The organism is Dendronalium phyllosphericum CENA369, from assembly GCF_016056275.1.
GTDB classification, from domain to species: Bacteria; Cyanobacteriota; Cyanobacteriia; order Cyanobacteriales; family Nostocaceae; genus Dendronalium; species Dendronalium phyllosphericum.
Map to the genome: position 1 here is coordinate 1 of NZ_JAECZA010000059.1, position 26,756 is coordinate 26,756.

At 41.7% G+C, this 26,756-nt stretch carries 24 protein-coding genes; 13 read left to right on the forward strand and 11 right to left on the reverse strand.

The annotated features are described in order from the left end of the window. Positions 1-207 precede the first annotated feature (207 nt). On the reverse strand, positions 208-2,760 hold the full coding sequence (locus I8752_RS14275; RefSeq protein WP_214432982.1) for a penicillin acylase family protein: 2,553 nt from the start codon (positions 2,758-2,760) through the stop codon (positions 208-210). A gap of 215 nt (positions 2,761-2,975) precedes the next feature. Here I8752_RS14275 and I8752_RS38590 point away from each other — a divergent pair, with 215 nt between their 5' ends. The 5 genes from I8752_RS38590 to I8752_RS14295 all read left to right on the forward strand — a co-directional run bounded on the left by I8752_RS38590 (position 2,976) and on the right by I8752_RS14295 (position 9,373). Continuing rightward, entirely contained in the window at positions 2,976-3,137 is a 162-nt protein-coding gene (locus tag I8752_RS38590; RefSeq protein WP_404827095.1) for a DUF6888 family protein, read from the forward strand. An 8-nt stretch (positions 3,138-3,145) separates the two neighbouring features. Then, on the forward strand, positions 3,146-3,358 hold the full coding sequence (locus tag I8752_RS14280) for a DUF6887 family protein (protein WP_214432983.1): 213 nt from the start codon (positions 3,146-3,148) through the stop codon (positions 3,356-3,358). A gap of 417 nt (positions 3,359-3,775) precedes the next feature. Beyond that, positions 3,776-6,898: a plasmid replication protein, CyRepA1 family gene (locus I8752_RS14285; protein ID WP_214432984.1), complete on the forward strand. Its 3,123-nt coding sequence runs from the start codon at positions 3,776-3,778 to the stop codon at positions 6,896-6,898. 275 nt (positions 6,899-7,173) lie between these two features. Next, the gene (locus tag I8752_RS14290; protein ID WP_214432985.1) at positions 7,174-8,241 is read left to right on the forward strand and encodes a chemotaxis protein CheB; all 1,068 of its coding nucleotides are present in this window, start codon (positions 7,174-7,176) and stop codon (positions 8,239-8,241) included. A 157-nt stretch (positions 8,242-8,398) separates the two neighbouring features. Next, entirely contained in the window at positions 8,399-9,373 is a 975-nt protein-coding gene (locus tag I8752_RS14295; RefSeq protein ID WP_214432986.1) for a 2-hydroxyacid dehydrogenase, read from the forward strand. Positions 9,374-9,414: 41 nt separating this feature from the next. On the opposite strand, the gene dusB is transcribed toward I8752_RS14295, so the two are convergent. The 4 genes from dusB to I8752_RS14315 form a co-directional block, all read right to left on the reverse strand. Continuing rightward, positions 9,415-10,467 (reverse strand): tRNA dihydrouridine synthase DusB, encoded by a 1,053-nt coding sequence (gene dusB / locus I8752_RS14300; RefSeq protein ID WP_214432987.1) that lies wholly within the window; start codon positions 10,465-10,467, stop codon positions 9,415-9,417. A gap of 103 nt (positions 10,468-10,570) precedes the next feature. Next, positions 10,571-10,807 (reverse strand): RpnC/YadD family protein, encoded by a 237-nt coding sequence (locus I8752_RS14305; RefSeq protein ID WP_225895657.1) that lies wholly within the window; start codon positions 10,805-10,807, stop codon positions 10,571-10,573. A gap of 4 nt (positions 10,808-10,811) precedes the next feature. Beyond that, positions 10,812-11,693 (reverse strand): Rpn family recombination-promoting nuclease/putative transposase, encoded by an 882-nt coding sequence (locus I8752_RS14310; protein ID WP_318780848.1) that lies wholly within the window; start codon positions 11,691-11,693, stop codon positions 10,812-10,814. A 76-nt stretch (positions 11,694-11,769) separates the two neighbouring features. Further along, positions 11,770-12,762: an ADP-ribosylglycohydrolase family protein gene (locus I8752_RS14315; protein ID WP_214432988.1), complete on the reverse strand. Its 993-nt coding sequence runs from the start codon at positions 12,760-12,762 to the stop codon at positions 11,770-11,772. A gap of 556 nt (positions 12,763-13,318) precedes the next feature. Between I8752_RS14315 and dnaK the strand changes: the two genes are divergently transcribed. Together dnaK and I8752_RS14325 are read left to right on the forward strand one after the other, a co-directional pair. Continuing rightward, positions 13,319-15,235, forward strand: coding sequence for a molecular chaperone DnaK (dnaK, locus tag I8752_RS14320; RefSeq protein ID WP_214432989.1), 1,917 nt, complete (start codon positions 13,319-13,321; stop codon positions 15,233-15,235). A gap of 240 nt (positions 15,236-15,475) precedes the next feature. Then, the gene (locus I8752_RS14325) at positions 15,476-16,120 is read left to right on the forward strand and encodes an acetoacetate decarboxylase family protein (RefSeq protein WP_214432990.1); all 645 of its coding nucleotides are present in this window, start codon (positions 15,476-15,478) and stop codon (positions 16,118-16,120) included. Between the two features lie 379 nt (positions 16,121-16,499). Here I8752_RS14325 and I8752_RS14330 read toward each other — a convergent pair whose 3' ends face one another. Then, positions 16,500-16,754 carry a hypothetical protein gene (locus I8752_RS14330; RefSeq protein WP_214432991.1) on the reverse strand — a complete coding sequence of 85 codons (255 nt, stop codon included), beginning with the start codon at positions 16,752-16,754 and terminating at the stop codon, positions 16,500-16,502. Positions 16,755-17,319: 565 nt separating this feature from the next. On the opposite strand from I8752_RS14330, the gene I8752_RS14335 reads away from it, so the two are divergent. Continuing rightward, positions 17,320-19,488, forward strand: a complete 2,169-nt coding sequence (locus I8752_RS14335) for a DEAD/DEAH box helicase (RefSeq protein ID WP_214432992.1) — start codon at positions 17,320-17,322, stop codon at positions 19,486-19,488. A gap of 35 nt (positions 19,489-19,523) precedes the next feature. Here the strand turns inward: I8752_RS14335 and I8752_RS14340 are convergent, their stop codons facing one another. The 3 genes from I8752_RS14340 to I8752_RS14350 all read right to left on the reverse strand — a co-directional run bounded on the left by I8752_RS14340 (position 19,524) and on the right by I8752_RS14350 (position 21,643). Next, the gene (locus I8752_RS14340) at positions 19,524-19,808 is read right to left on the reverse strand and encodes a hypothetical protein (RefSeq protein ID WP_214432993.1); all 285 of its coding nucleotides are present in this window, start codon (positions 19,806-19,808) and stop codon (positions 19,524-19,526) included. 79 nt (positions 19,809-19,887) lie between these two features. Next, positions 19,888-20,874 carry a substrate-binding domain-containing protein gene (locus I8752_RS14345; protein ID WP_214432994.1) on the reverse strand — a complete coding sequence of 329 codons (987 nt, stop codon included), beginning with the start codon at positions 20,872-20,874 and terminating at the stop codon, positions 19,888-19,890. 262 nt (positions 20,875-21,136) lie between these two features. After that, the gene (locus I8752_RS14350; protein ID WP_214432995.1) at positions 21,137-21,643 is read right to left on the reverse strand and encodes a pentapeptide repeat-containing protein; all 507 of its coding nucleotides are present in this window, start codon (positions 21,641-21,643) and stop codon (positions 21,137-21,139) included. Positions 21,644-21,657: 14 nt separating this feature from the next. On the opposite strand from I8752_RS14350, the gene I8752_RS14355 reads away from it, so the two are divergent. Then, entirely contained in the window at positions 21,658-22,266 is a 609-nt protein-coding gene (locus tag I8752_RS14355; RefSeq protein WP_214432996.1) for a YraN family protein, read from the forward strand. A gap of 148 nt (positions 22,267-22,414) precedes the next feature. Here I8752_RS14355 and I8752_RS14360 read toward each other — a convergent pair whose 3' ends face one another. Next, complete coding sequence (locus I8752_RS14360; protein ID WP_214432997.1) at positions 22,415-22,804, reverse strand: hypothetical protein; 390 nt, start codon at positions 22,802-22,804, stop codon at positions 22,415-22,417. 223 nt (positions 22,805-23,027) lie between these two features. Here I8752_RS14360 and queA point away from each other — a divergent pair, with 223 nt between their 5' ends. From queA to I8752_RS38020, 3 genes are all read left to right on the forward strand, one after another. After that, a complete protein-coding gene (queA, locus tag I8752_RS14365) occupies positions 23,028-24,203 on the forward strand; it encodes a tRNA preQ1(34) S-adenosylmethionine ribosyltransferase-isomerase QueA (RefSeq protein WP_214432998.1) in 1,176 nt (391 codons plus the stop codon). Positions 24,204-24,471: 268 nt separating this feature from the next. Further along, positions 24,472-25,551: a tetratricopeptide repeat protein gene (locus I8752_RS14370; RefSeq protein WP_214432999.1), complete on the forward strand. Its 1,080-nt coding sequence runs from the start codon at positions 24,472-24,474 to the stop codon at positions 25,549-25,551. A gap of 67 nt (positions 25,552-25,618) precedes the next feature. Then, complete coding sequence (locus I8752_RS38020) at positions 25,619-25,750, forward strand: hypothetical protein (RefSeq protein WP_263985306.1); 132 nt, start codon at positions 25,619-25,621, stop codon at positions 25,748-25,750. Between the two features lie 26 nt (positions 25,751-25,776). On the opposite strand, the gene I8752_RS38025 is transcribed toward I8752_RS38020, so the two are convergent. Next, positions 25,777-25,902: a hypothetical protein gene (locus tag I8752_RS38025; protein ID WP_263985307.1), complete on the reverse strand. Its 126-nt coding sequence runs from the start codon at positions 25,900-25,902 to the stop codon at positions 25,777-25,779. A 263-nt stretch (positions 25,903-26,165) separates the two neighbouring features. On the opposite strand from I8752_RS38025, the gene I8752_RS14375 reads away from it, so the two are divergent. Next, positions 26,166-26,756, forward strand: a 591-nt coding sequence (locus I8752_RS14375; RefSeq protein ID WP_214433000.1) for a GNAT family N-acetyltransferase, incomplete at its 3' end; no start/stop codon positions are given.

Genomic DNA, 26,756 nt, shown 5'->3' on the forward strand with positions numbered 1-26,756 from the left:
ACACCCCACACCCTACACCCCACACCCACTCAGCCCGCCCCAACGGGGCTTGGTCAAAACTAGCAAGGTGTTTATTTTTGCTGCTAAATTTCCTCAGCCCAGATACGTTATACTTCATACTCCTGCTAATGGGTATGAAATTATACTAAATTAATAAAATTTAAAATTATCGATAGGTGTTCGTCCTGTGGCGATCGCAATAAAATATCAATTTTCCAATTTGGGAATTAATCTTAACGTTGCAGCATTATTAGCTATCGCTGTCTTTTGTTGCCACATTGGATGATATTCAATTTTGCGCCAAGGTTCAACCATATCTGTGTAATGTTGATGGAAAGCATGTCCTGACTGTCCGGGTGCGTGCATAGCTAGTGAGTTATCTAGATTTTCCAAATTTACTATCATCCGCATAGCAGGAATATCTGTGACTTCAAAAGAAGATTTATTTGCTTTCCAGCGGTTAGCATTCACGGTTTCGCCATTGCCAGCCGTGGCAAAAGCACCGCGATTAAATAAAGCTTCAATTGGTGCAACTCCCGATTTACCCAAGGTGGCATTGCGAAAAGTGATTGTATGCAGCTTTCCCCAGTTCCAATTTTTCGCGTCTTTGCCTTGAATTCGTTCTAGTTCCTCCACAGCTTTGCTGAAAGCTTGCTGTAAGATTTGGTCGCGGTTTTCAACTGTTGGTGTTTGACGATTGTCCCACCAGAAACTATTTGGCTGTTTGACGAGGTTTTGGACTACAGCGTACCAGCGATCGCCGCCATCAGGAAAGTATTCTTTAGGCAATTGGTCGTGAAAGGTATCTGCAAGCAAGTGTTTCCAAAATACTTCAAATAAAGCAGCCGCAGGAGATGTCATTTCTAGTTGCAAGTTCCAATTTAGCAAGAGTTTTCGAGTTGCTGCCAACCGAGAATTATTTAAATAAATAGCTTTTAGCAGTGGTACAAGCGTCTGTGCATTCAAATTGCGATCGTCACCTTGTATCTGTTGCACATCTTCAATAGCAATCGGTTCGGCTTGTTGGGCAATCATCTCCACAATCCGCTGTGCGCGGTAGCCATAAACCCAATCTGTAGTAATTAAGTAAGGATAATCTTTAGCTACTAAATTGTTGGCGGTTACAATATAGCCTTGGGGTGGATTGAAACTTGTGGGCAACTGCTCAAAGTTAACATAGCCTTGCCATTCGTATGCATCCGTCCAACCAGGAACCGGATAGCGTCCATTTCCCTTTGCCCGAATCGGCAATTTCCCAGGCATTTGATAGCCAATGTTACCTTCTACGTCAGCATAGACTAAATTCTGGGCAGCAATATCAAAGTTGCTGGCAGCAGCGCGGAACTCTTGCCAGTTTTGAGCGCGATTCATCTGGAGAATAGAATCAGCTAGTTTTGAAGGTTCTAAGGCCGTCCAGCGTAAGGCAACGGCATAGTTTTGGGGAACTTCTACTTTTTGATTTTGCTTCAACTGCTGCAAACTTGGCGAAACATCCGAAAGAATTGGGCCGTGTCGGGTGTAACGTACTGTTTGCACAATTGGCTGAGTGCCTGCAACTTGAATTGTCTCTGGTACAAGTTGCATATTTACCCATTTGCCATTGACTTCGTACTGGTTGGGATTTTTGGGGTTAATTTTCTCAATATATAAATCCATCACATCGGATTGTATATTAGTGACACCCCAGGCAGTGCGATCGCTATGACCGATAATTACTCCCAGCATTCCCGCAAAGGAAAAGCCAGTAACGTTGTAGGGACATTCTGCACTCTTAGACGTACAATGCAAACCAACTTCGTACCAGATAGAAGGTAATTGCACCGCTAGGTGAGGGTCATTAGCCAAGATAGGCTTGCCCGTTTCTGTGCGTTGACCAGATATCACCCAGTTATTCGAGCCAACATTTGACCCCGTAGAACCTATGAGTTGTTCCAAAGCCATCATTGACTGGTTAATCGACTTTAGAGCGGGAGTAATTGCTTCACCTACTTCTTTGCCAGATGCAATTAATGGTAGCTGTTCGAGGTCTTCGTCTCCATCTGTGTTGCCTTTTTGAAACTTAGGCAAAATCACTGGTAAGTTTTGAGGATAAGCAGGGAAAAGTTCCTCTACTTGAGTAGGCGTGAGAGTTTTGAGCAAGATGCTACGTTCAATTTCGCGATCTAAATTTCTGCCTAAGTCGTAAGCCATCACCTTGCCCCATGTCAGGGAGTGTAGCGGTTGCCAAGGTTCTGGTCTATATTTTGGATTAAGTAATTGCAAAATAGCATATTCTAGACTGAGGGCACTTCCTTGACGTTCTGCTAAATAAGCATTGACACCATCAGCGTAGGCTTGCAAATGTGCCTTCATCTCTGCATCCATTTGCCGGATTTCTTGCTGCGCCACTCTTGCCCAACCCATTGTTCGCAGATATTTATCAGTATCTATTTGGGAAGAACCAAACATTTCTGCAAGTCGCCCAGAACCGATATGTCGCCAAAAATCCATTTGCCAGAAACGGTCTTGAGCGTGAATATATCCCTGCGCCATGAATAAATCGTGGGAGTTAGTAGCCCAAATATGAGGAATTCCCCATTTATCCCGCTGGACTGTAACTTCAGCCTTAATTCCAGGTAGTTGAATTGTCCCAGCTTCTATAGGAAAGGAACGCCTGATAGTGTAAGTAGTAAATCCAACAAGTGACAGTCCCAACACTAGCAGCATAACTACGGTAATTTTAAATCCTTTACGCAACCAACGTTTTTTGGAGCTTTTCATGTGCGAGTGTTGTAGTGTCGTGAGGGGATCGCACGACATTATACCAGTCTTATTAGCTGACATTTTACGAGGAGTAAATTATATGGCGCACCCTTGTTACTCTCCTTGTATAGAAAACAGTGTTAGCGAACCAACATTGCTAACCGTAACACATGATAATATTCGGAAATTGCAATAATTAATGAATAACGCAGAGAATGAAAAATAATTAAAATATGCCTACGCAAGAACAAATAAGAACTTGTTTCATTCTCTGTTACAGAAATACTAAAATGTATCTACCCATATATTTAGTAACTGTAGACAACCGTACAAAAGATGTTGTGATTTTGGCTGGTGAAGAAACAGAAATTGTAATTTACCCAAACGGTGAATGAAGATATTTATGAGCAAACCTGATTTTATGTCATTAACTCGTGCCCAATTTCGTCAATATATCCTTGAACACAGAGAAGATGAAGAAGCTTTACACATTTACATTGATAGATTTCAATCTCCCAATAACAAAGTATTTCCAGCACCGCAGACAATAGAGGACTTAGAAAACTTTCCACAGTTGCATCAACAACACCTAGAAGAACGATACAACCAAGCCTAGACCTATCTAATCAGCACCTTCCACTCCCACAGCCCCTAACTTCCTACTTTTATTTATAACCAACCATCTAACTTCTGTTACTATCGCTACATTTCCCCCAATAGTTATGTATAAAAGTAAGCCATTGCTTCTTTAGGCATCATAACAAAGCCTAATTGCAAAATCTCAGCAGATGTGTTAATGAAGCAAAGCAGGAATTTTACTGATAAATAAAAATTTACAGTAATTAAATATCACAGTACAAGGTTATTAGTTAATCAACGCACTTATACAAAACAACTTCCTTTACCCTTCACCGATGTATAGCTGAGGACGAAGTAAAAAAAGTATCAGCAAACTCTCATAATATCTTCCATAACAAAATAGTAAATGCATGGTAAATTTTAAATCCATCGTCCTCCGTTCGCGGTTCAGCCCATGCATCTGCACTATTTACAGCCCCAACACCTTGAGGAATTAGTCAAGAGTAGTGGTATCAATTTAAACTTGGTGCAGCTCAATTTTAAGTCTCTCCAAGATACAACCGCTTATGAGTACTTGTTAATTTCTGAACACCTTCCTCGCACCAACACTGGAATGGTGAAAAATGCGTGGTTACAACGCTACACGCACATTGCCGCAGGTGGTTGGTGGTGTTCGGGACTAGATCCTCTGAATGATTGGCAATTGATGGAATGGGGATGTTTTAAGCCAAATCAGCCCCGAATGAATGATAAAGGCAAGTCCATTAAGTACGAACATCCTCCCAGCACGCCAACACGAGTATTTTGTCTGCGGGTGACACTGCAAATCTGGCAGCAAGTATCTCAGCGTTACAATTTAGCAATGCCCAACGAGATCGCTATTGACTCTGATGGTGAAGCTGTGGGGTTTTGGCAATGGGTGATGCAACATAATACACCCGTTATCATCTGCGAAGGGGTAAAGAAAGCAGCGACGCTATTATCACAAGGATATGCTGCGATCGCAATTCCTGGAATTACTAGCGGTTATCGGGTTGTCAAAGATAAATTTGGCAAAGTCACCAGCCGCCAACTTATTCCTGACTTAGCGGCATTTACAATTACCAAGCGTACCTTTTATATTTGCTTTGATTTTGAAACTCAACCTAAAAAAGTTGCTGCTATAAATAATGCTATTTCTCAACTTGGTTGTTTATTCCAAGCTAAAAAATGTCCTGTTAAAGTTATAGAACTTCCTGGAATAGAAAAAGGTGTTGATGAACTGATAGTTGCTCAAGGTGCAAATACTTTTGAAAAAATTTATCGTCAAAGCGTTGATTTAGAAATTTACCTTGCTCAAATCAAACCCCATAGTGAGTTAACTATTCCAGTTGCACTTACCCTCAACCGTCCCTATTTAGAAGAAATACCTTTCCCTACTTCTGGATTAGTAGGAGTAAAATCGGCAAAAGGAACCGGTAAAACTACAGGATTGCAAGCCCTTGTTCGTCAAGCAAAAACTATCAAACGTCCCGTATTATTAATTACTCATAGAATCCAATTAGGAAGATTTTTGTGTGAAAAAGTTGGGATTCAATGGGGAATGGGACAGGGACAAGAAAATATAGAAGAATCGAGATTAGCAATTAGTAATTATCCATTAAAAATCAACAAATCTTTCGGGTTATGTATTGATTCTCTTTGGAAACTTAACCCTGAAGATTGGCAAGGTGCGATCGTAATTTTGGATGAAGTAGAGCAATCTTTGTGGCATCTCCTCAACAGTAATACTTGTAAGCACAAACGCGTCAAAATTTTAAAATTATTTCAAGAACTAATTTCTACAGTTTTGCGAACTGGAGGGTTAGTAATTGCTCAAGATGCAGATTTATCAGATGTGTCTTTAGAATATTTGCAGGGATTAGCAGGAATTAAAGTAACACCTTGGGTAGTTGTGAATCAATGGAAACCACAACGAGGTTGGGATGTGACTTTTTATGATTCTCCTAACCCAACACCACTAATTCATCAATTGGAAGTAGATTTGCTTGCTGGACGAAAATGTTATGTTACTACTGATAGTCGTTCTGGACGTTATAGTTGTGAAACAATTGAAAGTTACCTCAAGACGCGTTTAGAAAAGTTACGACAGCAATTTCCTAAAACCTTAGTAGTCAGCAGTCACACAACAAATACGCCAGGTCATGCAGCGGCTGATTTTGTAGCAGCTATCAATCAAAAAATTACTGAATACAATACAGTTTTTGTCACTCCGAGTTTGGGTACAGGTATTAGTATTGATGTCCAACATTTTGACCGTGTTTATGGGATATTTCAAGGAGTGATTCCTGACTCAGAAGCAAGACAAGCATTAGCAAGAGTCCGGGATGATGTGCCGCGTATTGTCTGGTGCGCCAAACGAGGAATTGGTTTAATTGGCAGTGGCAGTACAAATTATCGTTTACTGTCTGATTGGTATCAGGAAAATCAACAAGAAAACTTAGCTTTACTTAATCCACTACATAAAATAGATGTAGATTTGCCTTTAGTATACGACCCGATTCATTTGCGTACTTGGGCAAAGTTATCGGCAAGAGTGAATTCTTCGATTCGTCTTTACCGTCAGTCGATGCAAGATGGTTTAACTGCTGATGGTCATCAAGTTTGGATACGCAGTAATGCCGTTCATAATAATATTATTAGAGATTTACGCCTGGCATTTTTAGCAACTGAACCTAGCGATGTAGCAACTCGTAAAAGATTGATTTTGGAAATTGTCAAAGTCCAAAAAGATTGGGTAGATAAGCGACAAAAAGCTAAAGAAATTAAACGTCAAATTCAAGAAATTAAGCTACAAAATCAGTTAGTAACAGCAAATGCTGTAGCCAATGCTAAAGATATTGATTATGTAGAATACGAGCAGTTATTGCTTAAACATGCTATTACTGATGAAGAACGCAACCAAATTCATAAGTACATTCTTAGACAAAAGTATGGTGTTGCGGTCACTTCTCTACTGAAGCAACAGGATGATAAAGGCTATTATTTTCAGTTGTTAATTCATTATTATTTAACCCATGAAAGTGAGTATTTTCACCTTAGAGATAGGCAGGAATGGCATCAGCAATTATCTTGGGGTGATGGAAAAGTTTTTCTGCCGGATTTAAAAACATATACTTTCAAAGTTGAAGCGATGAGAGCTTTAGGAATGCTACAGTTTCTAGAAACAGAAAGAGAATTTACCGAAAATGATGCTGATTTGAAATTGCTGAAAGATGTGGTTTTTCAACACGAGCAACAAATCAAAAGAATTTTAGGTATTGATTTAGTGAATGGTAAAGAAAGAGTTTCACCGCTCAAAATACTTAGCCGACTGTTAACTCTATTGGGTTTAAAACTAAAAAAGGTAAATCAAATTTATCAAATAGACCCAGAAACATTTTATGATGGCAGAGAAAAAATATTTGCAGTTTGGCATCAACGCGATGAATTGATGCTGGCTAATATTAAAAATGTTGGTTGTGAAATAGCAGATCGCTCTTCTAATTGGAAATTTGAACCTGCACAAATTAAGCCAGCTTTCGCTACCTATATATAGGCTAATTTAGTTAGTTTTTCAAAGAAAATAGGAAATCTGAAGAAGGGAAGGAGGGGAAAACTTTGGATCTTGCCTTTTCCCTTGTCCCCTTGCCCTTTAGCCAATGAAGCTTTATTTCTACTCCTTTTGCAAAAGAGTTATACCAATAGGTCTATCTTAGGGTCAAACCTATTTTCTGAGAAATTCCTTAGCCTAATATGTAGAGTTGATTGAAGCATTAAGACAAAGTTTAGATGGCAACTGACGTTTTTATGTAATTATTCATAAGGATATTAATGGGTGATAGCCAAGAGCAAGAATCTATACGCGATATCATCGTCATCGGAGCATCGGCAGGCGGAGTAGAAGCGCTGACTTATCTAGTTAAACATTTGCCGCTCAATCTGAATGCGGCTGTAGTTCTAGTCCTTCATCTTCCCAGTCAAAGCCCAAGTATTATGCCAGATATCCTTGCTCGTGCAGCAAAATTGCCAGTATTTGAAGCTCAAGATGGCAAAGCTATTATGGGGGGACAGATTTATGTTGCTCCGCCGGACTATCACCTGTTACTGAAACCAGGACATTTGCATTTGACCAAAGCAGCAACAGAGAACGGTTATCGCCCAGCCATTGACCCATTATTCCGTACAGCAGCGAGAGCCTATGGACAAAGAGTGGTGGGTGTAGTGTTAACAGGTTTGCTTGACGATGGTACGGCGGGACTGATGGCGATAAAAATGCGGGGTGGTGTGGCAGTTGTTCAAGACCCGGATGATGCTGTGTACTCGTCGATGCCCCTTAGCGCGATTGAGAATGTAGAAGATATTGACCATATCTTGCCACTGTCGGAAATTCCATCCACCTTGGTAGTTTTAGCTAATACACCTGTAGAAGCAGAACAAGAAAAACCTGTAGCTAGTGATATGGAGTTTGAACTTGAGAAAGCGCAATTGAACATGGAAGCGGTAGAAGACACCGCTCAAAACGCTGAACCATCAACCTTTAGCTGTCCTGATTGCGGCGGCACTCTTTGGGAAATTCAAGAGGAAAAATTGTTACGGTTTCGGTGTCGCATAGGTCATGCTTACTCAGCAGAAACCTTACTGGCGAAACAGTCCGATGCATTAGAAGATGCGCTGTGGATTGCTTTAAGAGCACTGCAAGAGAAAGCTACCTTATCGCATCGTATGGCTTCTCGAATGCGCGATCGCAATCTAACTTTAGCAGCACAAAAATTAGAACAAGAGGCGCAATCTGCTCAAGAGCGCTCTAAAATTGTTCAAGAAGCGCTAGAGATGAGCAATGGCAAATCACAGGGCAATAAAACTCCAATTCCCGTCCAACAAGAGCTTACCACTGAGTGAGATTGTGTCCATCGCTATCAAGTTGTGCTTGCAAAACTGCGCTTAATTTATCGAACCCTTTGAAGCTGGGGGAGAAAGAATTTGATTATCATCTTCGCTCTGAAGATTGGATAATTTAATTTCTGGAAGTCCCTAAAATAAATCAAAAAACTCAAACATGGCGCAAGCTAAAGTTTTCATCACTCGTCGCCTTCCTGCCGGATTAGAGCAACTGCAACAAGTTGCTAGCGTTGAAGTTTGGACAGAGCGTAAACCGCCGCCTTATGATGTTTTATTGGAAAAAGTCAAGGCTATAGATGGATTGCTTTGCTTGTTAAGCGATCGCATCGATGAACAACTGATAGTAGCAGGAAATCTCAAAGTTATCAGCCAAATGGCAGTGGGTTATGACAATATAGATGTCGCCGCAGCTACTAAAAGACGGATTCCGGTTGGTCATACTCCTGGTGTGTTAACAGATGCTACTGCGGACTTCACTTGGGCATTACTAATGGCAGCAGCACGGCGAGTAGTGGAGGCGGATCGGTTTACGCGTGCAGGTTTGTGGCAAAGTTGGGAGCCAGATTTGCTACTAGGGCCTAACATTACGGGTGCAACCTTGGGAATTGTCGGTTTTGGTCGCATTGGTCAGGCGGTTGCCCGACGTGCTAGAGGTTTTGATATGCGAATTTTGTATACAAGCACATATCAATGGGAACCGGAATTAGAAAAATCTTTGGGGGTGGAGTTTGCACCATTAGAAAAATTACTACAAGAGTCGGACTTCGTGACGCTTCATACCCCTGGTACTGATGATACCTATCATCTTTTTAGCGATCGCCAGTTCGATTTGATGAAATCTGAAGCTATCTTAATTAATACGGCACGGGGAACTGTTGTAGATTCAGATTCTCTGTATCGAGCGCTGGCAAGTGGTAAAATTGCAGCGGCGGCGGTGGATGTGACCGAATCAGAACCAATTCCTCACGATAGCCCGTTACTGACTCTGGATAATTTGATTATTACGCCCCACATTGGTAGTGCCAGTCGCCAGACGCGATTAAAAATGGCCAAGATGGCGATCGCCAACTTGATGGCTGGACTTAGAGGCCATAGCTTGCCTTATTGTGTCAACCCAGAAATTTATCAGTAATACTGATAATTGTACAGATACGATGAATCGCGTCTCTACTATTACGCAACTTGAAAATTAGTTGCTTCTTCTACTGGCTCATAACCAAGAGTTAACTGTTCAATAGCTTTGTCAATCAAATCCAAACCTTGTTGGACTGTTTCAATTACACTTAATTGTCCGCGCAAATCGGCCGCACCAACGAAACCTTTAGCATACCAAGTCATGTGTTTGCGGGCTTGACGCACGCCGCGATCGCCTTTATATTCCCACAAAGCTTGTAAATGGTCTCTAGCACATTCCAATCGCTGAATCGGGGTTGGTGGTGGTAAAATTTCCCCCGTTTTCAAGAAATGGTCAATTTCTCCCACCAAAAATGGATAACCCAAAGTTCCGCGCGAACACATTACACCGTCAGCATTAGTTTGCTCTAAACATTTCACCGCCGCTTCGACCGAGAATATATCGCCATTGCCAATCACCGGGATAGAAAGCACTTCCTTCACACGAGCAATCCATTCCCACCGAGCATTGCCATTGTACCCTTGGGCGCGGGTGCGTCCATGTACTGTAATCATTTTTGCTCCAGCATCCTCCATCCGCTTGGCAAAATCGAGAATGGTGATTTCCTTGTCGTTCCAGCCAATGCGGGTTTTAACTGTCACTGGTACATCAACAGCTTTCACCACTTCCCGCACAATTGCTTCAGCTATTTCTGGTTGTCGCAACAACGAAGAACCGCCACCATTTTTGGTAATTTTATTTACCGGACACCCCATATTGATATCAACAGTATCAGCACCTTCTGCCACTGCTTTGATTGCTGCTTCTGCCAAAAAATCTGGACGACAGTCAAACAATTGAATGCTGATTGGTCTTTCGTTGGGGTCTACCTCCATAATTTTGGGTAGCTGCTTGACATAGTGCAACCCCGTAGCATTTACCATTTCGGTATACATCATCGAATCTGGTGCATAGCGACGCACAAGACGGCGAAACACCATATCAGTCACCCCAGATAAAGGTGATTGCAGAACTCGGCTTTTGACTTCAAAATAGCCGATTTTTAGGGGCTGGGAAAGTTTAGCTTGGAGGGTGGGTGACAGCGTTAGCATACAAACAATGCAAAATTCAAAGTTGTTGGAACCGAAGATAATAGGAATATTTAGGGGGCTTTCCTAAAAATAATTCTTGTTTAGATATTCTGACTTAGAAACATTATGCCTTGCCCGCCGATCTTTGAGCGGCTTGCCTAACTTGTTCAATTTCTAAATCCAACGCTTGCGCGATTTGTTCAACTGTCAAACCCAAATCTAACGCCAGCAATCGGGGTACAGCTTCTAATTTCACTTCCAAGTATCCTTCTCGTTTACCTTCTTCAAAAGCTTCTTTTCTACCTTCTTCAAAAGCTTCTCGATAAAATCGTGTCTGCTTCAAATCGCTTAAACTAAACATACCTTCAATTTCCTTTTAACTCATTGTCTTGATTATTTATCTTTTGTGCAATCTGCCTAACTAATTCAACTTCCAAACCCAGCGCCTGCGATATTTTTTCAACTGTCAAACCTAACACTAACAATTGAGCTACAGCTTCTAATTTTGCTTCCAAGCGTCCTTCTTCTCTACCTTCCAAGCGTCCTTCTTCTCTACCTTCCAAGCGTCCTTCTTCTCTACCTTCTTCCTTGCCTTCTTGCTTCGCTTCTTGATAAACTCGTGTTTGTTTTAAATCACTCAAACCAAACATATTTTCAATCTCCTTTCGATTCATCGTTGGAAACTTATAAACTAAGATTGTCTCTATTAATTCTAGTAACTGCCGCCGTTGTAGTTCATTATTAATTTCTTGTTGGGTTCTGTCTATTAACTCACTGGCAGTTTTAATTGCTGTATCCTCATCTTCAATTACTAATTTAATTGTAGCAATCCCAACTGGTAGCAATGCTGTTTCACCTAATTCATCAAGATAAATACGACTAACGCGATCGCTAGTTAATAATTCTCTGTAATTACTGCTATCCGCTGTATCTAGACTACGAGTAGGATAAATAATCACTCCCCGCCAAGAATTTTTAGATTGATTTTGACGTAGATATAAAAATATCTCAGAAAACAAGCGCGAATAAATTTCTGTGTCGGGTTGAAACTGGACTTCAACAAAATAAATGGGGTTTTGTTCCCCTTGTACGGGCAGAAAAACACCATCTATACGGAACGCAGTTTGCTTGATTTCAATAGAAGAAAATTTGTAAGCCTCCACAGGTTGAGATGGGTTGCCAATTAATTCAAAAAAGATGCTAGGAAATTCTTGAAAAAGACGATAAAAAATGCTGTCTGTTTTCACACTTGATGCATGGCTGATATTTGCGCTCTTGCAATTTTACCGTGTCTGAGATGATGAAAAAAACCAACATATTTATTTAATCCCAAAGTTTACCTAATACTGCCAGATGGTCGCGGTATTCAATGCGAATTACCCAATCTTCGGGCCATGCAGCCATTCCCAAATAAGCCCCAGCAAAAGCACCAGTTAAACAAGCTATGGAGTCTGAATCACCTGCTGTCAGTGCAGCCCGACGCAGTGCCGCTTGGGGTTCATTTGGAAACAGCAAAAAGCATAAAAGACCTGTTGCCAAGGCTTCTTCTGCTATCCAACCCTCACCTGTTGCCAAGCAAGGATCGGCATCGCGGTTGGGATTGACTAATGCGGCGTTGAGACGGTCAAGCACGGCTAGACACTCATCCCATCCGCGGCTAATAAATTCCTCTGGTGTGTTCGTGTAGGGACGTTTCCACAAGGAACCCAACCAATCGCCGTGGTAGACTAAGCGCTGACTCGCAGCATAAGTGTAAAGTCGAGAAGGCAATCCTAGTGCGTCGCCTCCTTTAACAAGGTCAGCAATAGCAGCTGCGGTTAAATCTGAGGCAGCAAGGGCTGTGGGATGACCGTGAGTTAGTGCAGCTTGAAACTGGGCAACTGCTGCACGAGTTGTTTCATCTAATGCCAATAAGCCCACAGGTGCGACACGCATATTTGCACCACAACCTTTAGAGTTTGGTCTGGTTGCTTGCTGCCAGGGTATACCTGCCTCCAAGTTTTCGCAAGCCCGCAAGCAAGTCATACCGGGCGCACGATTATTCTGTGGACTACGCAACCACTCAACAAAAGCATGTCTTAAGGCTGGTTCTAAACTAGCTACAGTCAAATTTGACGATAAGGCTGCCACTAATGCCTGCCCCACTGATAATGTCATCTGAGTGTCGTCAGTTACAAGGGCTGGATTGCCTAGAGGTTCTTGCGGCCCGTTCGGCGGAAAGCGACGACGAATTTCGTCAACTGTTAAAAATTCGGTTACAGCACCCAAAGCATCACCAAAAGCAAGACCAAATAAACATCCAGAGGCACGAAGCATAAATAATTAAAAATGAGAAAATGCGTTTGCAGCAATCATAGCTACTGAATTGAATGCAATGAAGCTGACATTTATTAATACAATTACACTACATAAATAATACATAAATTGTCTGTTGATAAATATCCGCGAATTAACTGAGGTTTCACAGAATTATTCAGGCGATCGCAGCTTGTCTTGCCTATCTGTCCTCAGTAACTCTATGATTTATTACTTCTAAAGACGGCAAACACCACTTTGACGATACGGTTCACCCTAATTACTGATGGTATTAATTCTCATAAATTAGACAAAGTGAAAGTAAATCAATCGATGAACCAACTCAAAACAATCTTTAAAATGAACCGTCCCATCAAGGGTTCGGGAAACCGCCCTTCATGGACGGGCTATATAAGCTCAGTATATATATCAGCATAACCTGGAGTTTCAACCCCAGCAAAGCCGAACCAAAGGTTATTGATGCTGAAATGGCTGTTTTCTTCAATCGGTTGGTTCAAGATTTAGTTCTTTATATTCCCATTCATTCATTTGTAGTTATACGGAGCCAGCACCTAAAATGGCAAAAGTAGTTGGAATTGACTTAGGTACGACTAACTCCTGCGTGGCAGTGATGGAAGGTGGTAAACCCACGGTTATTGCTAACGCAGAAGGTTTTCGGACAACACCATCAGTAGTTGCATTTGCGAAAAACGGCGATCGCTTAGTTGGTCAAATCGCCAAGCGCCAAGCGGTGATGAACCCAGAAAATACGTTTTACTCGGTCAAACGCTTTATCGGACGACGCTTCGATGAAGTCACCAAGGAAACCACCGAAGTTTCTTACAAAGTGTTAAGCAGCGGCGGTAATGTCAAGCTGGATTCTCCAGGCGCAGGCAAGCAATTTGCTCCAGAAGAAATTTCTGCTCAAGTTCTCCGCAAACTAGTAGAAGATGCTAGTAAATATCTTGGCGAAACCGTAAGCCAAGCTGTAATCACCGTTCCCGCATACTTCAACGACTCGCAGCGCCAAGCCACCAAAGACGCTGGTAAAATTGCTGGGATTGAAGTTCTGCGAATTATCAACGAGCCTACCGCTGCTTCTTTGGCATATGGCTTTGACAGAAAGAGTAACGAAACTATCCTCGTGTTTGACTTAGGTGGTGGTACTTTCGACGTATCCATCCTTGAAGTTGGTGATGGCGTATTTGAAGTGTTAGCTACTTCTGGTGATACCCACCTTGGTGGTGACGACTTCGATAAGAAGATCGTTGACTATTTAGCCGAACAGTTCAAGAAAGACGAAGGTATTGATTTACGCAAAGATAAACAAGCTTTGCAACGTCTAACTGAAGCCGCAGAAAAAGCGAAAATCGAGCTTTCTAGCGTCACTCAAGCGGAAATCAACCTGCCATTTATCACCGCCACCCAAGACGGGCCAAAGCACCTGGATACAACCTTGACTCGTGCCAAGTTTGAAGAACTCTGCTCTGACTTAATCGACCGTTCTCGTATTCCGGTTGAAAATGCGCTCAGAGATGCTAAGTTGAGCAAAAGTGATATTGATGAGGTGGTACTAGTTGGTGGTTCTACCCGCATTCCCGCCGTACAACAGTTGGTGAAGCAATTATTGGGTAGAGATCCTAACCAAAGCGTCAACCCCGATGAAGTTGTGGCAGTTGGTGCAGCCATTCAAGCAGGTGTACTGAACAATGAAGTTTCCGGTATCTTGCTATTAGACGTAACACCACTATCTTTGGGTGTAGAAACCTTGGGCGGTGTGATGACCAAGATTATCCCCCGCAACACCACAATTCCCACCAAGAAGTCGGAAGTCTTCTCTACCGCTGTGGATGGACAAACCAACGTAGAAATTCATGTCCTCCAAGGCGAACGGGAATTTGCCAACGATAACAAGAGCTTGGGAACCTTCCGCCTCGATGGCATTCCACCAGCACCACGCGGTGTACCCCAAATCGAAGTTGTGTTCGACATTGACGCTAACGGTATCCTCAATGTCACTGCCAAGGATAAAGGTACTGGTAAAGAACAGTCCATCAGCATTACTGGTGCTTCTACCCTAGATAAAACTGATGTTGACCGCATGGTTAGAGAAGCCGAACAAAACGCTTCTAGTGACAAAGAGCGGCGTGAAAAGATTGAACGTAAGAACCAAGCCGACTCCTTAGCATACCAAGCCGAGAAGCAGTTGCAAGAACTAGGCGATAAGGTTCCAGAGGCTGACAAAACCAAAGTTGAAGGTTTAGTCAAAGAACTGCGCGAAGCAGTTGCTAAAGAAGACGACGAGCAAATTAAGAAACTGACTCCAGAACTGCAACAGGCACTATTTGCTGTTGGTAGCAACATCTATCAACAAGCTGGTGGCGACGCAGGTGCAGGTGCAGGTGCTGGCCCCGGTCCTCAAGATAGCGGTTCTTCTACCTCCTCTGGTAGCGGTGATGATGTCATTGATGCAGATTTCACCGAAAGCAAATAATTCCTCCAATGATGTAGAGAAAACGACAACTTCTCTACTCAATATTTCCCATCCAAGCATTTGCCTGGGTGGGGATTTTTTTTACTAAGTTAGGAGTTATGAGTAGTGTTAAGCTAAAGCGCGTTTAATTTTCAGAAATACTCATAGTGGTTGTTGAGCGCTGAGAGTCAACAGTCAACTTTGGTTAATTTGCAATTTAAAAGCGTAACAGCTTATTAACTCTTGACTCTAAAATTTTTTATGTCCTATCCACCAACGCCTTGGACGCTGCAAGGTTACGCTATTCAAACTCTACATATAGTGAATATTGAGCGATCGCGCCATCTTATCCCTGCTGAATTCGATATTATCTCTGTATGGCCTGGTAAAACTCTCGCTAGCGTCTATTTATCCTATTACAGTTCGGGTTCAGTACTGGAGTATAGTGAGTTAATTGTTGCCCCTGCTTTGGTAAGTTATCAAGGTAAAATCGGTGGTTGGGTTTCCCATATTTATGTAGACGATCTTGATTCAGTAGCTGGTGGTCGAGAAATTTGGGGACTACCCAAGGAATTAGCAGAATTTACTTGGCAAGAAGGAAAGCGTGTTACTGTCCGTCAAGGAAACCAACTTCTGTGTAGCCTAAATTACAATCAACAAAATTTTGCATGGCGACAACGGTTTAGCGCCTCTAGTTTCAGTGCAAAGGGTACTGATTTACTGATGTTTGCTTTTGAATGCGAATCTTTGTTGGGTTTGATTGGTTCTCACTTAGAAGTACCCGCCGAAAGTCCTTTTGTGGGGATAAGTTTAGGTCAAGCAATTTCCACCGTGCGTTACGAACAGATGCGCTTAAAGATTGATGCGCCGCAAGTCGTCGGACACAGAGTAGGTGAGATTATTTAGGGAACTCCAAAAAATAAATTATTCCGCTTAAAGTTGTTGATTGTTCCCAGTTAACAGGAGCTAGTTGCGTGCGGAGGTTCCCTCCGCCCTTGCAAACTGTTCTTCAACAGTTAAGCGTCAACAATAACAATACAATAGATAACATATAAAAAATACCCTAACAGCTCGTTAAAAACAACGTTAGGGCGTATTAAATAAGGTTGTTATTGGACTAAGCTATTACACCTTTAAATTGCACAATTGCTCATAAGTTAGTTAACACTCAACAGTCAACAATAAAAGATGTACAAATTAAATGGCTGACAGCTTATCTGCTCGGAAACAGACTCTATTTTGATGGCAAGTGAGCGTGTCTTATTAAAACAGAAATCAAGAAAAACTAACGAGATATCGGACGAGTATTTCTACGAGGTGACAAACGCTGTTGACCACGCCGCGTTCTATTTTGTTGTATATATCCGCGACGCATATAACGCGAAGAATCAGGTCTGACACGATTTTGACGGGGAGTTCGATTTAAAACTCGCTGAGATACAATTTGGTTTCTTGGTGCAGCTTGGGAGTCTAAAGCAACAACTCCAACACTAGTTGTTCCTAAGAATAACGCCATCACAAAAGATACTAAGGGTTTCATACATTGTCCTCACTAAAATGTATAACTACTTATTGTGATGAGTTCTTAAACTTAACCCTCGTCCTTCAGTTAGAGAACATTAATCCAAAAGTTAGAGATTAAAAAATTAGGTTGTTATATTCTTTTTTATAAAGACAAAAGTGCTGTCAAGCATCTAAAATTTTAACTACTAATGTAGCCGATGAAAACAATAACTATCAGAAGGTGTTGTAAAAGTGGCTTGCTGTGATTTTAAACACTTATCGATCCACCCTAGTCTCCCTTAAAAAGGGGAGCCACTGCGTTGGGTGGGCAATGCCCGACTTGTAGACGCTTCTGCGGCTTCCCGCAGGGTAGCATGTGGCGTGGATAATGGGGGATTTAAAAGTATTGGAAACATCATTAAGGACTTTACAAACATCCTCTTAACCGTTAGTTATAATTAAGCAAATCTATCCAGAAAGGCGCAAACCCCCTCCTCTGTACGGTTTTGATAATAATCTTTAACCGGACACAATATTATCAGTAGTTGCAAGCTATATCAATTATCATAACTATTTGTATTACCTATTACTTATGACAAAACATGAGCGATGCTTTCAACAGACTTGCACCCTTCATCCAAGAATATATCTATGCTCATAACTGGACTGAATTACGAGCAGTGCAAATAGCAGCTTGTAAAGTGATATTTGACACTGATGCTCACTTATTAATCGCTGCTGCTACTGCTGCGGGAAAAACAGAAGCTGCATTTTTACCAGTTTTAACTCAGTTATATGAAAACCCAGCAAATACTATAGGTGCATTATATATTGGACCGATTAAAGCATTGATAAACGATCAATTTGAGCGCCTCAACGACTTATTAAAATCAGCCGATATCCCTGTTTATCACTGGCATGGTGATGTTGCTCAAAGTCGTAAAAATCAGCTTTTAAAAAATCCTCAAGGTATTCTCCAAATTACACCAGAATCACTAGAAAGTTTGCTAATTAATAGAAATAGCGAGCTAATGCGCTTATTTGGTGATTTGCGGTTTATCATCATTGATGAAATTCATGCTTTTATCGGTTCTGAACGTGGCTGTCAAATTATCTGTCAATTGCAGCGTTTGACAAAGTTGACACAAACACAACCCCGCCGCATTGGTTTGTCAGCAACTCTTGGCGACTATTCTCTGGCTGAAGATTGGTTGCGTTCTGGAACTGAAAAACCAGTCATTACTCCAAAAATTGATGCAGGAAAACGCCAAGTTAAACTAGCTGTAGAACATTTTTATCTGAAAAATGAAATCGATGAATCAGAAGTAACAGCATACGAAAAATATATTTTCAATCTCAGCAAATCTCGTAAATGTCTGATCTTTGCAAATAATCGCACGCAAACTGAATCTATCATTTCATCTTTCCGACAAATTGCTAGAGAACAAGCCCTACCAGACATATATCACGTACATCATGGTAGTATATCTGCTAGCCTGCGGCAAGCTGCTGAAAACGCTATGCGCGAACCTAATAATCCAGCTGTTACTGCTGCCACACTAACTCTAGAATTAGGTATAGATATCGGTCATTTAGAGCGGGTAATTCAGTTAGAATCACCTCTTTCGGTAGCTAGCTTTCTACAACGTTTAGGACGTACAGGTAGAAGAGGCGCTGCTGCTGATATGCGCTTTATCTGTGCTGAAAATGAGCCTTTATCTGAAGCATCTTTACCAGAGCAAATTCCTTGGCAACTTTTGCAGTGTATTGCCATTATCCAACTTTATTTAGAAGAACGTTGGATTGAACCGATCAAACCCATTCAATATCCTTTGAGTCTGTTATATCATCAGACAATGAGCATTTTAGCAGCGACCGGAGAACTTTCACCTGCTACTTTAGCAAAACAAGTTTTAAGCTTACCACCATTTGCAGCTATCTCACAAGAAGATTTAAAGTTAATATTGCGTTATTTAATTGATATTGACCATATTCATCGAACTGAACAAGGGAAATTAATTATTGGTTTAGCTGGAGAAAAGATAGTAGGAAAATTTCAATTTTATGCCGTATTTCCGGACAATCCTGAATATGTGGTGAAGCAAGCAGCAACAGAAATTGGCAGTATTGTCACACCACCTCCTGTTGGCAATCAGTTCGCTTTAGCAGGAAGAACATGGGAAGTTTTAGATGTTGACTTTAGAAAAAAATCAGTTTCAGTGAAACAGGTAGATGGTAAAGCTACTATTTATTGGCGTGGTGGAAGTGGTACTATCCATACAAGAGTTTTGCAAAGAATGCGGCAGGTTTTACTAGAAGATATAGAATATAGTTACTTGCAAGATAAGGCTCAACTATGTTTAGAAAAAAGTCGTCAAATTGTCCAAAATTCTGGATTAGATAAACAAAATATTTTGCAATTAGAAAAAGGCAAATGCTGTATTTTTCCCTGGATGGGTACAGTAGCTTATCGCACTTTAGAAAGATTACTCAATTCTTTTTGCCGAGAATCTTTAGAAATTAACAGCATTAGTGGAGTTAGCCCTTATTATTTCACAATCAAATTAGCTAAAGATAAATTTAAATATCTTCGTCAAGAAATAGTTTTATTATGCGAACAAAGAATTTCGCCAGAAGATTTAGTAAGCGCTTCAGAAGCTCCAGAAATTCAAAAGTATGATGAATTTATTCCTCATCCACTTTTACGAAAAGCTTTTGCTAAAGATTATTTAGATATTCTAGAACTCAAGCAACAAGTGGCAAAGTGGTAAGGTAAAAGTGATTGGGGATTGGTGAAACAGATGTGCTAATTTTTTTTTAATATACTGAGTGGATCTCCCAACCACGACAAGACACTATCAAAACCTGGAAAAAAAATCGGCTCGATTTCAACATCTGACATTATTTCTTCAAGTTCAGTATCGCTAATCGGTTCGTCCCATAGTCCGTATTCAACAAGGTTATTAGTGTGAAAAATTATGCGATCGCGCAAAAAATCTAACTGCTCATCTTTTGGGGCGGCAGGCAAGCGAATAGTTAGTGGAAAATTTCCGAACAACACTACTACTTTCCCTGGTTTATGATGGGGCATATTTTTTGTAATTTTTCAGCGATTCTAAACTCTTTAACCGCTCACCTGTTTTTTTGCTTGCAAATCTTGATAAAAAATTCTAACGTATCCTGACAAATCCTGCCTTATCAAGCAATTCTTGTCCCTGATTTGTGAGTAGCAGATTAGCATAAGCTTCACCTGCTTGTTTTTCAAATTTGCTATTTTCTTTCACAACCACCACTAATCGCCGGCTTAAAGGATATTCCCCACTGCGGAAAGCCTCGGTATTTACTTGATTGCGCTTTGTTGGACATTCATTAGGTGGCACTAAGGGAAGTTTATAAGGGGGAATAAGTTTATTAGAGTCACGACCTATGGGTAATGGTTTTACACCGCACTGCGGAACCAACAGTGTTGCTGAAGACCAGTAAATTCCTGCTGGGTCGGCAGCAACTTGACGTAAAGCCTCAGTTGTAGTTTGCGTTATTTTGAAGCGATCGCCACTATCTCTATCTTTTTTCCCGTATAGTTGGATTTTTAAATCTGGCCCGCCTACCTCTCGCCAGTTAGTAATTTTACCTGCGAAGATACTTTCATATCGCTCTACAGTCAGACCGGGAATATTCAAACTAGGATGGACAACAGCTACCAGTCCATCAATTGCCACCGGAATTTCTCTAAGTTGAATGCCTCGTTTTTGCGCCGCCTCATACTCGTTATTGGCAACGGGTCGAGAAGATTGAGCAAAATCGAGTTGACTTTTCAGTAACATAGAGATGCCAGTTGCCGAACTAGGCGCTTCCTTTTCAGGGTTAGCATAGCGTAGCTGAAATTGCGGCCAGACATTTTGAATTATGGGGTCTATTTCTTTGCGGACAGATGCCCAAGTCGTACTACCACCGTAACTAATTAAACCACTGGGAACATTCTGTACTTGAGCAAAGGTTTGAGGAGTAGATGCTGGAGATTCCGGAGAATTATTACTGGATTTTGGACTGGTGGTAAAGCCAGAGAATTTGACAAACCACCAAATACCGCCTCCAACTAGCCCAACCGTAATTAGGAAAGCTAAGACGAGAAGGGTAGTTTCATTCTTTTGTGACATAGCTTGTGGATAATTCTATATTTACCGCTTCTCTTCTTATATTTCCCAAGTACTTTTGTCAAAAATATATTACTCTATACTTGACAGAATTATGAATTATGTAATTCAACTATGTGTTTTGGAGAAGGAACGCCGCTCTGGTATTGGGTACTGGAAAAAGTTTTTTAAAATTTGGTGGTAGGTCAAAGCCCCCACCCTAATATGAGCGATTTCCCAACACCCAATCCCTAATTCCCAGTCCCCAGTCCCTTTTACCTCTAGGCTACGGACAGAATAATGTGTCACGCGTATCCCGTCCTGTAGTTGGATTAGTACCTTTAGCAAGCTTGCACAATTTTTTTTGTTCGTCATCGCGCAGCAGTACATCTGTAAAATCTGCTCCATCAACGATCGCACCATCAAACTTGGCATTAGCTGCAAACGCACCCTCCAACACCGCATTTGTTAAATTCGCGTTTATCAAACGAGCTGAGTCTAACGTAGCATTTGTCAAGTCAACTCCCTCCAAATTTGCAGACTCTAAATTTGCAGCAAAAAAACTTACACCGCGCAAATTAGAATGACTAAAGTTACTCTGGCGGAGATTAGCTTTCGTAAAACTGGAATCCGTTAAATCGCGTCCTGAAAAATCAGCTTCTACTAAAATTTCTTTGTTGTATTCGAGGGCAAAAGCTACTGGAACATAACCTATTGCTGTGATGCCAACTACTACCCAAAGCAATAAACTGAGTAAGCTTGCCCAAATCCGATTGCTTAATCTAGAATTCATGCTATTTTTAGCCAATGGCGAATCTTCCTCCCTCTCATTATCCCGATATTGGTCAAATAGGAGAAGACCTAGTAGCACAATGGTTAGAGTCTACAGGTTGGGTAATTCTGCATCGGCGCTTTGCTTGCCGATGGGGAGAAATTGATATTATTGCTCAACATCCTGGCAACACAGAGGAAGCAGAGGGGCAGAGGGGCAGAGAGGCAGAGGGAGATAAACGAGATAATTCTTCACTCAGCACTCAGCACTCAGCACTCAGCGAGAAGTTGCGTGCGGGGGTTCCCCCCGTTGAGCAAACTTCGGTGACTCAGCACTGTATCTTAGCGTTTGTCGAAGTTAAAACCCGCAGTTCAGGTAGTTGGGACGCAGGGGGAAGAAGTGCGATCGCCCTACAAAAACAGGCAAAAATCTCAAGAACGGCTGAGATATTTTTAGCTGAGTACCCTGAAAAAGCAGATTACACCTGTCGTTTTGATGTTGCTATTGTCTTCTGTCAGCGATCGCTAAAGAATACTAAGTCTAAAGTTCCTCAAGAAGCTTTAGCTAGCTCATCCGCCGCTGGATACCAATTTTATCTACAAGAATATATTCGAGCCGCTTTCGACTTTGTAATTGATAGCTAATATCTTTAAGTTGCAATCTTGCCTCCAGTAGATTGTTGACTGTTAAGTGTCAACGGTCAACAGTCAACGACTACTATGAGTATTTATACAAATTAAGTGTGTTGAACTGATACTAGTTATTTGGTACTAGTGTTTCAACTAAAAGTTATCATGCCAAAGTTTCTGGACAATAACCCAGACCGCGGACAAACTGTTGGCGGAAAGCCTCAATTTCTTCTCTCTCTGGGCTACCGTGAGAAACGATCGCTACTTGATAGCGGCGCATAACATCTACAGGGCACTGTCCTGCTTCCAAACTCCAAAGTGCCATTTGCACCCGCATTGGCGGCTCATAGCTAATTCCTAATTCATTTAGAAAAGCTCGAAAGTCGCCGTCTTCTTGGGGTGAGACGTGACCTTTAAGTTTGATCCTAACCACCCAGCCATCAATCTGATGAATCACGGTGACGAACGAGACATGCATCTGGGTTCTGCCATGCAGGTATTGAACAACCCTCAGGGTTAGACTGGCATTTGCCAGGTAATACAAGTATTCCATGTTGGTGCTTGGGATCAAAGCCAATCCTACATATCTATATTCGTAAATAGATCCCTGTTCCCGGTAGGGTAGAAGCCCCCGTTTTTATATGGGGAGGTTTACCCAATTTTTATCTGATTTTTTGCGTGTTACCTAATAGTGTCAATTTTAATAGTCTAAAGATGAAATTGAGTATTTCTCTAGGAAATCTTAAACTTAGTTGTTGAAGGTAGTATGAATTTTTATGGAGCAACAAATAGCACATCCCAATTTGGATCGTTCCTCTATTTCAGAGGCAAAAGATATGAACTTAGACTGTTTATTAGCTGGGTATGACTACGAACTACCTTCAGAACTTATTGCCCAAAATCCGGCATTTCCGAGAGATAGCTCGCGGTTATTGGTAGTCGATTCTCACGCTACAGATAATCAAACAGCACCGTTACACCACATTTTCCACGATCTACCCGAACTACTACATCCTGGCGATCTGTTGGTGATGAATAATACAAAAGTCATTCCAGCGCGACTGTATGGCCGTAAATCTACTGGTGCAGAAATAGAGGTATTGCTATTAGAAGAACGCCAGCATAACTGTTGGTTAGCCTTAGTCAAGCCAGGAAAGCGCTTTAAACGGGGAGCGAAGATTGTTTTTGAAGCAGGGAAGCTGGGGATTAGGGATTGGGGATTAGGGATTGGGGAAGATTCTCATCTAGTCAACAGTCCTCAACTGACTGCTACGGTGTTGGAGACAGATGAAGCGACTGGAGGGCGTTTGTTGCAATTTGATGTGCCGGAGGGAAAGCCTTTGGTACAACTATTGGATGCGTTTGGTGAAATACCTCTACCACCCTATATCACTGCATCCACTGCTGCTGACGAACAGTATCAAACAGTTTACGCCCAACAACCAGGAGCGATCGCAGCGCCTACGGCAGGTTTACACTTTACTCCAGAATTACTCGAAAAATTACGCGATCGCGGCATCAATCAAGCTTTTATTACGCTGCATGTTGGTGTAGGAACTTTTCGCCCTGTGGAAGTAGAAGACGTAACTAGCCACCATATGCACGAAGAATGGATTGAAGTCCCTGCTGCCACAGTAGAGCAAATCCGCGCGACAAAAGCCGCTGGCGGTCGAATTATTGCTGTGGGAACAACAGCAGTACGCGCTTTAGAAGGAGCAGCTCAATCGGGTGATTTACAACCATTTTGCGGCAAAACAAACTTGTTTATCTATCCCGGTTATCAATGGCGGGTGGTGGATGGTTTGATTACTAACTTTCATCTGCCGCGTTCTAGTTTGCTGATGCTGGTCAGTGCCCTAATCGGCAGAGAACATTTGTTAAATATATACAAGCAAGCGATCGCTTCTCAATATCGCTTTTATTCTTTCGGCGATGCCATGCTAATTATATGAGTGCTGAGTGCTGAGTTCTGAGTGCTGAGTTAGGAGTCAGTTGTCGTACAGACGCGATTATACTTTTACGAGAAGCCGCTCTTACGAGCGTCTACGCGTCTGTACAAAAGTCAGTTGTTAGAGGTAATAAGGAATGTCCCCGATCCTCAATCCCCAATCCCCAATCCCTTCATAGTGAATAATTTCTAATTTTGAATTTTTAATTTTTCATGTAGTAGTGGGTACTCTGACTTATAAGGATCTAACAATAAGTACAGAGCCGCTATTTATGTATAAACAGCATCAAATTCGACAGTGGTTTTGCTGCTTTCCTACAATGGTGTTCCACCAAGTTGTTGATAGGCACAAGCCGCATCTGGGATTTCTCTTTGCTACCTCTGCGTTTTTGGTGTTGGCTGCACCAACTATCGTTGATTTGCCAGGAAGCAAGCTGCTAGCACAAACTCCAATTTCTCAGGATTTGGAAACAGCTATCCTTTACCAGCAAGGAGTCACCCGCTATAACCGCAACGATTTACAAGGTGCAGAATACGCTTTTCGCCAAGCATTACAGCGAGATCCTAATCTAGGAATGGCACGGAATTATTTAGGGAATATTTTCCTGATGCAAAATCGCTTGGATATAGCGGTGCAGGAATATGGAGAAGCAGTTAGAATTAACCCCAATCTAAGTGAAGCTTATTATAATTTGGGGTTAGCGTTGTACCGACAAGGGCAAAAAGAAGCAGCAATTACTGCTTATCGCCAAGCTCTAGTGATAGATCCGACAAAAGCAGCAGCAAGTTACAACATAGGTTTGGCAATGTCCGAACTCGGACAGTCACAAGAAGCGATCGCCGCATACCAGCAAGCAATTAATCTAGATAAAAACAATGCTAATGCTTACTTTAACTTAGCGATCGCCCTGCAAGAACAAGGTCAAGTAGATAGTGCGATCGCAGCTTATCGACAAGGCTTGCAGCTAGACCCGAAAAATGCCACAGCTTACAACAACATGGCAAGCTTAATGGCAATTCACGGTCAAACCTCAGAGGCTATTTCCGTTTATCAGCAAGCTATCCGCCAAAATCCTAAGAATGCCTCAGCCTATTACAACTTAGGAGTAACTTTATACAATCAAGGCGACTATAAGAAAGCTAACGGAGTATTAAAACGTGCTCGCAACGAGTTCCGCGAGCAAAGTAACATGGAGCAAGTTGCAAAAGTTGAGCAATTAATCCAGCAAATTGCCCAGAAGACAGCACCGCAGCAAACTCAACCCAGTCAAACAGCTACTACTCCCTCTGAGACTCCAAACCAACTAGAAACGCCAGTCAATCCAACTGATGCGCCAGTTTCTGCGAAATAAAACCAGAGTTCAATGAGTCCAACTTAATAGACTTGCGACTCCTAGTATGGTATCCGGTTAAAGACTAATGAAAGAACTCAGAAGTCAAGAATCAGAATTCAGCATCTATGCACAAAACCCGAAAACCTTTCCCTTCTGCCTCTGGAGCGGTCTTAATGATAAGTCTTTAACCGGACACGATATGACTCCTAATTTCTGAATACCTCTTCAAATGTTCCCTACATCCTATCCCCAGCCTTCACCATCGTTTGCAGTTTCGTAATCTTCTAAAGCTGCTTTCGCTCCAGCTTCTATTGTTAAACTCAAGTCACATCCATACTCTCCATTACAGCTAAACGAACTATTAGCCAATTTGCTTTTTTCATCCTGTTCTCGGTTGTTTTAAGTTGACACAACTCGAACAATATTTCTTTAATCGATATTATTGTAATCAGCGCGATCGCCACAATAAAAACTTTGTCTGCCAGCAATACTAAAAAAGTAAATATACCTGAGTTTTTTCCAGCAAATGGTTTAAATCAAATGCTGGTAATTGTCTTCATAGCTTTTGACTATTCAACCATAAATATTTTAGTATCTTGCAGAATGGCAACTTTGTTTAGCCAAAGGTTAAAATGACATTCCTTTTTGAAACGGAGCGCTTGACTATTCGCAGTTGGATACCCGAACGCGATGCCGAACAAGCGTTTGAGATTTATAGTGACCCCGAAGTTACGCACTTTCTCGGTAATGCTTCTCGTGCTACAAATATTGAGGCAATGCGTCAGCGCTTAATTGATAATATCGAGCGATCGCGCCGACGCAACAATGGTACTGGGTCTTGGGCAATTGTGGAAACAGCAACTACAACAATTGTGGGAACTATTCTTCTCAAACCACTTCCCGATAAAGATGGATTGCCTACAGAGGATTATGAAGTCGGTTGGCATTTGCGGCGAGCTTCTTGGGGTAAAGGGTATGCAACAGAAGCAGGACGAGGTATGCTCAACTACGGATTTAGTCTCTTAAACCTGCCAGTAATTTTTGCCGTGGTCAAGCCAGAAAATCAGGCATCAATTCGTGTAACTCAAAGACTAGGGATGAAACCACTAGGACGGACAAAGCAGTATTACGGTATAGAACTACTGCTGTTCCAACAAGATGCGCCTGGAAGGAGAGCAGGGGAGCAGGGGGAGATGAGGGAGCAGGGGGAGATGAGGGAGCTG

Coding starts and splice junctions, on each gene's coding strand:
- I8752_RS14305 (WP_225895657.1), bottom strand. CDS start 10,807: ATGTTTAGTTTAAGCGATTTGAAGCAGACACGATTTTATCGAGAAGCT.
- I8752_RS14285 (WP_214432984.1), top strand. CDS start 3,776: ATGCATCTGCACTATTTACAGCCCCAACACCTTGAGGAATTAGTCAAG.
- I8752_RS14325 (WP_214432990.1), top strand. CDS start 15,476: ATGTCCTATCCACCAACGCCTTGGACGCTGCAAGGTTACGCTATTCAA.
- I8752_RS14330 (WP_214432991.1), bottom strand. CDS start 16,754: ATGAAACCCTTAGTATCTTTTGTGATGGCGTTATTCTTAGGAACAACT.
- I8752_RS14345 (WP_214432994.1), bottom strand. CDS start 20,874: ATGTCACAAAAGAATGAAACTACCCTTCTCGTCTTAGCTTTCCTAATT.
- dusB (WP_214432987.1), bottom strand. CDS start 10,467: ATGCTAACGCTGTCACCCACCCTCCAAGCTAAACTTTCCCAGCCCCTA.
- I8752_RS14275 (WP_214432982.1), bottom strand. CDS start 2,760: ATGAAAAGCTCCAAAAAACGTTGGTTGCGTAAAGGATTTAAAATTACC.
- I8752_RS14340 (WP_214432993.1), bottom strand. CDS start 19,808: ATGCCCCATCATAAACCAGGGAAAGTAGTAGTGTTGTTCGGAAATTTT.
- I8752_RS14370 (WP_214432999.1), top strand. CDS start 24,472: ATGTATAAACAGCATCAAATTCGACAGTGGTTTTGCTGCTTTCCTACA.
- I8752_RS14360 (WP_214432997.1), bottom strand. CDS start 22,804: ATGGAATACTTGTATTACCTGGCAAATGCCAGTCTAACCCTGAGGGTT.
- I8752_RS14315 (WP_214432988.1), bottom strand. CDS start 12,762: ATGCTTCGTGCCTCTGGATGTTTATTTGGTCTTGCTTTTGGTGATGCT.
- queA (WP_214432998.1), top strand. CDS start 23,028: ATGGAGCAACAAATAGCACATCCCAATTTGGATCGTTCCTCTATTTCA.
- I8752_RS38020 (WP_263985306.1), top strand. CDS start 25,619: ATGAAAGAACTCAGAAGTCAAGAATCAGAATTCAGCATCTATGCACAA.
- I8752_RS14355 (WP_214432996.1), top strand. CDS start 21,658: ATGGCGAATCTTCCTCCCTCTCATTATCCCGATATTGGTCAAATAGGA.
- I8752_RS38590 (WP_404827095.1), top strand. CDS start 2,976: ATGCCTACGCAAGAACAAATAAGAACTTGTTTCATTCTCTGTTACAGA.
- I8752_RS14295 (WP_214432986.1), top strand. CDS start 8,399: ATGGCGCAAGCTAAAGTTTTCATCACTCGTCGCCTTCCTGCCGGATTA.
- I8752_RS14335 (WP_214432992.1), top strand. CDS start 17,320: ATGAGCGATGCTTTCAACAGACTTGCACCCTTCATCCAAGAATATATC.
- I8752_RS14350 (WP_214432995.1), bottom strand. CDS start 21,643: ATGAATTCTAGATTAAGCAATCGGATTTGGGCAAGCTTACTCAGTTTA.
- dnaK (WP_214432989.1), top strand. CDS start 13,319: ATGGCAAAAGTAGTTGGAATTGACTTAGGTACGACTAACTCCTGCGTG.
- I8752_RS14280 (WP_214432983.1), top strand. CDS start 3,146: ATGAGCAAACCTGATTTTATGTCATTAACTCGTGCCCAATTTCGTCAA.
- I8752_RS14290 (WP_214432985.1), top strand. CDS start 7,174: ATGGGTGATAGCCAAGAGCAAGAATCTATACGCGATATCATCGTCATC.